The organism is Moorena sp. SIO4E2 (assembly GCF_010671945.1).
Classification (GTDB): Bacteria; Cyanobacteriota; Cyanobacteriia; order Cyanobacteriales; family Coleofasciculaceae; genus Moorena; species Moorena producens.
Map to the genome: position 1 here is coordinate 1 of NZ_JAAHIE010001055.1, position 1,830 is coordinate 1,830.

Below are 1,830 nucleotides of genomic sequence, written 5' to 3' on the forward strand. Positions count from 1 at the left end.
GGAAATCCCTCCTGTTGTTCAGGGGTTAAACTTTCCCAACGGTCTAGCCTGATCCAAGCAGCATCAGGGGATCGATCTCCTCCATTGGGTAAGCGAAAAATAGTTGAGGAGCTAAACACTTGACCTACTTTGGTTTGATTATTCCATAACCACAACAGACTGATTAGACTTGCTTCTCGATTTCCGCTACGTCCGCCTACAGGTGGCATGATGATTAGCTCTCCTTTGGCATTACGCTCAAGTTGTAGATTTTGATTGGCCTGACATAGATTGTGGAATTGTTGATCGCTTAGGTTGACTCTCTCTAGGTTAAGAACAACACGCTGGATCATGACTGTCTCCTTAGTGGAATGATTAATATCAAGTCAGGTTGAATACCCATAATTACAGGGAGGGTGGGAAGTGTGGGGAGATGGGGAGATCTCATAAGGGTAGGTTTTTTACAAAGACCTCAGGTGTGGGGCGTGGGGTGTAGGGTGACCGGGTGTGGGGGTTCCAAGTATAGTTAGCATGTGCTGGAAATTTGGGATACAATTACGTGGAGTTTTTAGCAAGCAAAAATACTTAATATAAAGATGTTAACTTCTTCCGATCATATGACAGATTTATCCAATGCCCACTGGCAGAGCAATTCCCGTTCTGTTGTGACTGCTGATCCCCAGGTGAAGAAATTGATGACATCAGTTTATGGGGTTGACCACCAAGTAAAGTACCTTCACTTACAGGCAGAAGTTGAATCCCTCTGGCAGCAGCAGCAATTACTCAAGCAACAACGGTTGGTTTTGAGTTGAACAGACTTCGCCGCAGTTGTCGGTAACAGAATAAAAGTAGGGTGGGCAAAGTTCATGGCTTTAGAATTCTCACAAGAACTAAAGGGCATTTGCCCACCAGATCTAAAAGTAGGGTGGGCAAAGTTAATGGCTCTAGAATTCTCACAAGAACCAAACGGTTTTTGCCCACCCTACAAGCTAAAAACTTTCTGTTTATTGAGCAAGAAAAACTCCCTGCTCCCTGCTCCCTGCTCCCTATTCCCTATTCCCTATTCCCTATTCCCTGCTCCCTGCTCCCTCCTCCCTGCTCCCTATTCCCTGTTCCCTCCTCCCCGATGCATAATTCGACCCAAAATTAAAGCAGTGACCGCACCAAATCCAACACCAACCAAAACATGAAATAGCACAAACCAGAACGTGTAAGTCAAGCAAGGCTGGAGTTCAGCTCTAGGGCACTTTTCTATCGATACATTCGGGTTGAGTTTGATCAAGATCGCTTCTAGAGGTTTAGCATCGGTTTGGGAAGAAATACCACTGACCGCTAAACCAATACCGACCGAGGCAATCCAACGTTCTAAACTTTTTTCTCGGGCTTGATCAGCCTTCTCCTTATCTCTAAGGGCTTTTTCCAAAGCCCGATCCCTTTCTGCCTGGTCAATTTCTACAATGCCTCGGATACTACCAAGCATCTGGTCAAATAGTTGCTGACCGGGTTTGAGATAATTCAGGTTGGTTTGAATCTGTTTTTGAAACTGCTTGGTTCTTTGATGGAGGAAGTCTTCTAAAAACTCGATATTATCGTATTTGAGACTAAATTCACGAATTTTTTTCAGCCATGTGTCATAGTTGCTGGCATTGGTAGCGATCGCAGTTTTGTGATCCTCCATGTCTCGCAGATAACCAGCATAGTCAAAGGTCTTTAGTGGCATCTCCGTCAGTTTCTGCTTCAGTTGCTCTAGCCTTGTTTCTGGATCCCTTGGCAATTCCTTGAAGCCTTTAACCTCTTCTTCGAGTTGCCCATAGAGTCCTCTAGTTTGGCGATAACACCAACGGGCTTGAT

At 44.9% G+C, this 1,830-nt stretch carries 3 protein-coding genes and 1 pseudogene; 2 read left to right on the plus strand and 2 right to left on the minus strand.

Features of this window, described 5'->3' with window-relative positions; translation table 11 throughout:
* Positions 1-329: Uma2 family endonuclease (locus tag F6K37_RS40555; protein WP_502887832.1), on the minus strand; the 329-nt coding region annotated here is incomplete at its 3' end.
* A 246-nt stretch (positions 330-575) separates the two neighbouring features.
* Between F6K37_RS40555 and F6K37_RS40560 the strand changes: the two genes are divergently transcribed.
* Both F6K37_RS40560 and F6K37_RS40565 read left to right on the plus strand, forming a co-directional pair.
* On the plus strand, positions 576-791 hold the full coding sequence (locus F6K37_RS40560) for a hypothetical protein (protein WP_287256951.1): 216 nt from the start codon (positions 576-578) through the stop codon (positions 789-791).
* Between the two features lie 89 nt (positions 792-880).
* Positions 881-1,129, plus strand: a complete 249-nt coding sequence (locus tag F6K37_RS40565) for a hypothetical protein (protein WP_287256952.1) — start codon at positions 881-883, stop codon at positions 1,127-1,129.
* On the opposite strand, the pseudogene F6K37_RS40570 reads toward F6K37_RS40565, so the two are convergent.
* Positions 1,082-1,830 (minus strand): annotated as a pseudogene (locus F6K37_RS40570) (hypothetical protein); the annotation flags it as partial. The gene F6K37_RS40565 and the pseudogene F6K37_RS40570 sit on opposite strands and share 48 nt — an antisense overlap.